Source organism: Mycobacterium sp. (assembly GCF_050701675.1).
Taxonomy (GTDB): Bacteria; Actinomycetota; Actinomycetes; order Mycobacteriales; family Mycobacteriaceae; genus Mycobacterium.
This window is the reverse complement of sequence record NZ_JBOGDD010000582.1, coordinates 1-4,255: the sequence shown is the minus strand read 5'-3', so window position 1 is coordinate 4,255 and position 4,255 is coordinate 1. Positions and strand designations below refer to the sequence as shown.

The following is a 4,255-nucleotide window of genomic DNA, read 5'->3' as shown; positions in this document are numbered from 1 at the left end:
ACCCATTCCGGTGGTGTAGATCGTGTACGGCACGGTGAACTGCCAACCCTGGTCGTACCAGGGGTTGGTGAAGGTCGGCCAGACGTTGGAGATGTTCGGGATGTAGCTGTGGTTGAGCGGACGCACCAGCCCGCCCGTCACCAGCCGGCTCATCTCCGTGTAGTTGGCGTTGTAGATGTCGAAGTCGACCCCGCTGCGCAGCTTGGTGATCGCCTCGTCGCCGTCGTTGAACGTCGAGATCTCGACCTTGACGCCGTACTGGTCCTCGAATCCCTTGACGGCCTGGGGGCTGAGGTAGTCGGCGTAGTTGTAGATCTTGAGCGTCGCACCCTTCTCCGGCGCCAGGCCGTCTGCGATCGGCTTGTTGTCGTCCGCGATGTTCCACTTGACGGGGTTGTCCGGCTTCGCAATCGTCAGGGTGGGCCCGGATGAGGCGGGCCCCGACTTGGAGCAGGCCGCCAGGAACGCCCCGAGGGTGGGCGCGGTGACGGCGAGAATCGCGGCGCGTTGCAGGAATTGACGACGGTTGGGGCCGGGTCTGTTGGACCTCGGCATCTGGGCTGGCATCTTGGGCCTCCCGCGGTTCGCGTCTTGTCGGTGTTAGGACTGTCGCATAGACTGAATGCTCAGTCAACCGCTGATGAGCGCTTGCGCGAAGAAGAGATGACTGCTGGAGAGTGGAGGTTCGACCGTGTCTTCGACGGTGGTGCAGAGTCAGGTATCGGACGCGGTGGACGACCTGATCGCCGCTGAGGAGCAGGTGTTCCTCAGGCGTCAGCCGCGCAGTACCGAAATGATCGGTCGGGCGCGCGAACACCTCGCAGGCGGGGCGACGTCCAACTGGCAGATCGCTGAACCGCAAGCCGTCTGGATGAGCCACGGCGAGGGCTCGAAGGTGTACGACGTCGACGGCAACCAGTACGTCGACATGCACGGTGGATACGGCGCTTCCATTGCGGGACATGCGCATCCGGCGATCGTCGCGGCGGTGAGCGACCGGGTTCGTCGGGGTACCCACTTCGCCCAGCCCACCGAGGACGCGATCTGGATCGCCGGCGAGTTGGCCCGCCGGTTCGATCTGCCGCTCTGGCGGTTCGCCAATTCCGGCACTGAGGCGACCATGGACGCGGTTCACCTGGCCCGCGCACTCACCGGGCGGGATCTCATCATCAAGGTCGAGGGGTGCTACCACGGGCACCACGATTCGGTTCAGGTGTCGGTTCTGCCGGAAGCGGACGAAGTGGGTCCGCGCGATCATCCCATCGGCGTTCCTGGTAATTCGGGCATCCCGGCCGCCATCCGCGACCTGGTGGTCGTCGTCCCCTTCAACGACGCGGGCGCGGTGGTGCGTGCACTCGCCGAACATCGTGGTCAGGTCGCGGCGATGATTCTCGAGCCCATCATGATGAATGCGGGCATCATCGCACCTGACGACGGTTACCTTGCCGCTATCCGCGATCTGGTCCACCAGGCCGGTGCGCTGCTCATCTTCGACGAGGTCAAGACGGGCTTCACCACTGGGCCGGGTGGCGTCACCGCCTTGTCAGGTGTTGTTCCCGACATGGTGTGTCTGGCAAAGGCATTGGGTGGCGGTGTCGCGGTCGCCGCGATCGGCGGTACCACCGAGGTGATGTCGGCGATCGCCGACGGTCGCTACGAACAGGTCGGCACCTTCAACGGCAATCCACTCGCGATGGCTGCCGCCAGGGCCACGTTGTCTGAGGTCCTGACCGACGACAACTACCGCCATCTCGATGCACTGGCCGCCCGGATGCGCTCGTCGCTGGAGGGCGTGATCGCGTCGTACGGCTTCGACTGGCACGTCGTCTCGGTGGGCGCCAAGGGCTGTGTCACGTTCCGTCGCGACCCCGTGCGGGAGTTTCGCGACTTCCTCCAGGCAGACGCGCGGCTCGGCCATCTGCACTGGCTCATACAGCACAATGGCGGCGTATTCCTGCCGCCATGGGGGAAGGTGGAGCAATGGCTGCTATCCGTCCAGCACGACGAGTCCGATGTCGACCGGCTCACGGCGAACTTCGCGAGGCTGGCCGAGGCGGTGACGCCCTGACCGGCGGGCTGGAGCGCAGCGACCGGGGAATCGGATCCGGCGGGCTGGGTTGGCGATGACGGCGCTGACCGGGGGGCACGTCAGCCTGCATCAGCTGGCCAAGTCCTTCGACGGCGTGCCTGCGGTCACCGGTATCGACCTGGACATCCCGGCGGGGCAGTTCTACTCGCTGCTGGGGGCCTCCGGGTGCGGGAAGACCACCACGCTGCGGATGATCGCCGGCTTCGAGAAGCCAGACTCCGGGCGCATCGAACTCGACGGCACGGACATGGTCGGCGACCCGCCGCACCGCCGCCCGGTCAACACCGTCTTCCAGACCTATGCACTGTTCCCGTTCATGACGGTGTGGGACAACGTGGCCTTCGGGCTGAAGTACAAGAAGTCATCCCGCGACGAGACCAAGCGCCGCGTCGACGAGGCGCTCGACCTCGTGCAGATGGGCAAGCTCGCCAAGCGCAAGCCGGCCCAGCTCTCAGGTGGCCAGCAGCAGCGGGTGGCCCTGGCGCGGGCCCTGGTGCTGCGCCCGCGGGTACTACTCCTCGACGAACCGCTCGGGGCGCTGGATGCCAAGCTGCGCAGGCAGTTACAGCTCGAGCTGAGGGCGGTGCAGCGCGAGGTCGGCATCACCTTCGTCTACGTCACGCACGATCAGGAGGAAGCGCTCACCATGAGCGACCAGATCGCCGTGCTTGCGGACGGCCGGGTGGAACAGGTGGGCCCGCCGCAGGAGATCTATTCGTCACCGGCGACGACGTTCGTCGCGGGGTTCCTCGGTGCCGCGAACATCTTCGACGCCGACGTGCTCGAAGCGTCCGACACGTCCGCGATCTGCTCGGCGATCGCCACCCAGCTCGGCGCCGTCGTCGACCATTCGGTTCCGAAGGGGCCCGCCGCCATCGTGATTCGGCCGGAGCGCATCACCCTGCAGGCTCCGGATGAGCCCGTACCGCAGGGCCGCAACGCCATCGGTGGCACGGTCAGAGAGATCGTGTACCTCGGCGCGTGCACGCAGGTCCACGTCGACGTCGGTGCGGCGACGGCGTTGGTCGTCGAGGTTCCGAACGCCTCCGGTCCCGGCTCGGTGACGCACGCGCCCGGCGCCGCGGTCACGTGCGTCTGCGCGCACGACGCGGTCCGGGTGTTGCACCGCAGCTCGGCGTCACTGGTCCAAGACCCCGTCGAGGCCGACGCCCAGGAGGCGCTCAGCCCTTCTTCGGCCTGAGCCTGGTGGGAGCCTTCCTGGCCGCGCGCGGCTTCTTGGTCGGTGGAAGGTCGAGCTCGCGCTCGCAGAAGCGCATGGCGATGTCGTAGGCCACGTCGGAGTCGACCTCCGGGTCTTCAAGCGCCACCTGGATGGACAGACCGTCGAGCAGCGCACCGAACTCGAGTGCGAACATCCTGGCGTCGACGTCTCCGCCCAGCTCGTCGGTTGCCTCGCCCGACTTGATGGCGTCGACGATCATACGACGCCAGCGCGCATCCAGTTCGACGCGGCCCGCCTTGACCTCGTCGTGCCGGAAGGCCTGCGCCCACAGGTCGAACCACAACCCCCACGCACCGGGAATCTCGTTGTCCGCCTGCGGTATCACCGTCCACTTGATCAGCAGGGATAGGCGTTCGCGCAACGAGGTGACTTCGGCCAGCATCTTCTCGGCCGCTTCGTAGAACGACTCCTCGGAGTGCCGAAGCGCGTCGACCAGCAACCTGTCGCGGGTGCCGAAGTAGTAGATGACGAGTGCCGAGCTGACGCCCGCCCGTTTCGCGACGTCGGCGATGCGCGTATCGCCGAAGCCGCGTTCACAGATCAGCCCCGCTGCGGCGTCCAGCATTTCGATGCGACGTGCCTCGTTGTTCTCCGTCGCGGGCGCAGGATCGGCCATATCGCTGTCAAACCCTCCTTCGAGTGGCGGCGCTGCTACTTGTCTGCAAGCCTAACACTCGATTAGATTGAACAGTCAGTCAGGCGAGTACACGGAAGAAGGTCTGCCATGGCTAACGGTAACGACGCCTACGACGCCGTAGTGATCGGCGGTGGCCACAACGGTCTGGTCTCGGCCGCGTATCTGGCCCGCTCCGGTGCCCGCACGTTGGTGCTGGAGTCGCGTGCCACGCTCGGTGGAGCCGCGACCACCGAATCGCCATGGGAGGACGCACCGCATCTACGGGTGACGCGACTCTCGTACGTGG

The 4,255-nt window shown here is 66.2% G+C and carries 5 protein-coding genes; 3 read left to right on the top strand and 2 right to left on the bottom strand.

Annotated elements, in window-relative coordinates; genetic code table 11:
- Nucleotides 1–567, bottom strand: a 567-nt coding sequence (locus ACRDUX_RS17755; RefSeq protein WP_526415332.1) for an extracellular solute-binding protein, incomplete at its 3' end; no start/stop codon positions are given.
- Between the two features lie 124 nt (nucleotides 568–691).
- On the opposite strand from ACRDUX_RS17755, the gene ACRDUX_RS17750 reads away from it, so the two are divergent.
- Both ACRDUX_RS17750 and ACRDUX_RS17745 read left to right on the top strand, forming a co-directional pair.
- Nucleotides 692–2,068, top strand: a complete 1,377-nt coding sequence (locus ACRDUX_RS17750) for an aspartate aminotransferase family protein (RefSeq protein WP_526415331.1) — start codon at nucleotides 692–694, stop codon at nucleotides 2,066–2,068.
- A gap of 64 nt (nucleotides 2,069–2,132) precedes the next feature.
- Complete coding sequence (locus tag ACRDUX_RS17745; RefSeq protein WP_526415333.1) at nucleotides 2,133–3,290, top strand: ABC transporter ATP-binding protein; 1,158 nt, start codon at nucleotides 2,133–2,135, stop codon at nucleotides 3,288–3,290.
- On the opposite strand, the gene ACRDUX_RS17740 is transcribed toward ACRDUX_RS17745, so the two are convergent.
- On the bottom strand, nucleotides 3,271–3,948 hold the full coding sequence (locus tag ACRDUX_RS17740; protein WP_526415330.1) for a TetR/AcrR family transcriptional regulator: 678 nt from the start codon (nucleotides 3,946–3,948) through the stop codon (nucleotides 3,271–3,273). The two genes, ACRDUX_RS17745 and ACRDUX_RS17740, sit on opposite strands and share 20 nt — an antisense overlap.
- Before the next feature lie 108 nt (nucleotides 3,949–4,056).
- Here ACRDUX_RS17740 and ACRDUX_RS17735 point away from each other — a divergent pair.
- On the top strand, nucleotides 4,057–4,255 hold a 199-nt coding region (locus tag ACRDUX_RS17735), incomplete at its 3' end, for an FAD-dependent oxidoreductase (RefSeq protein WP_526415329.1).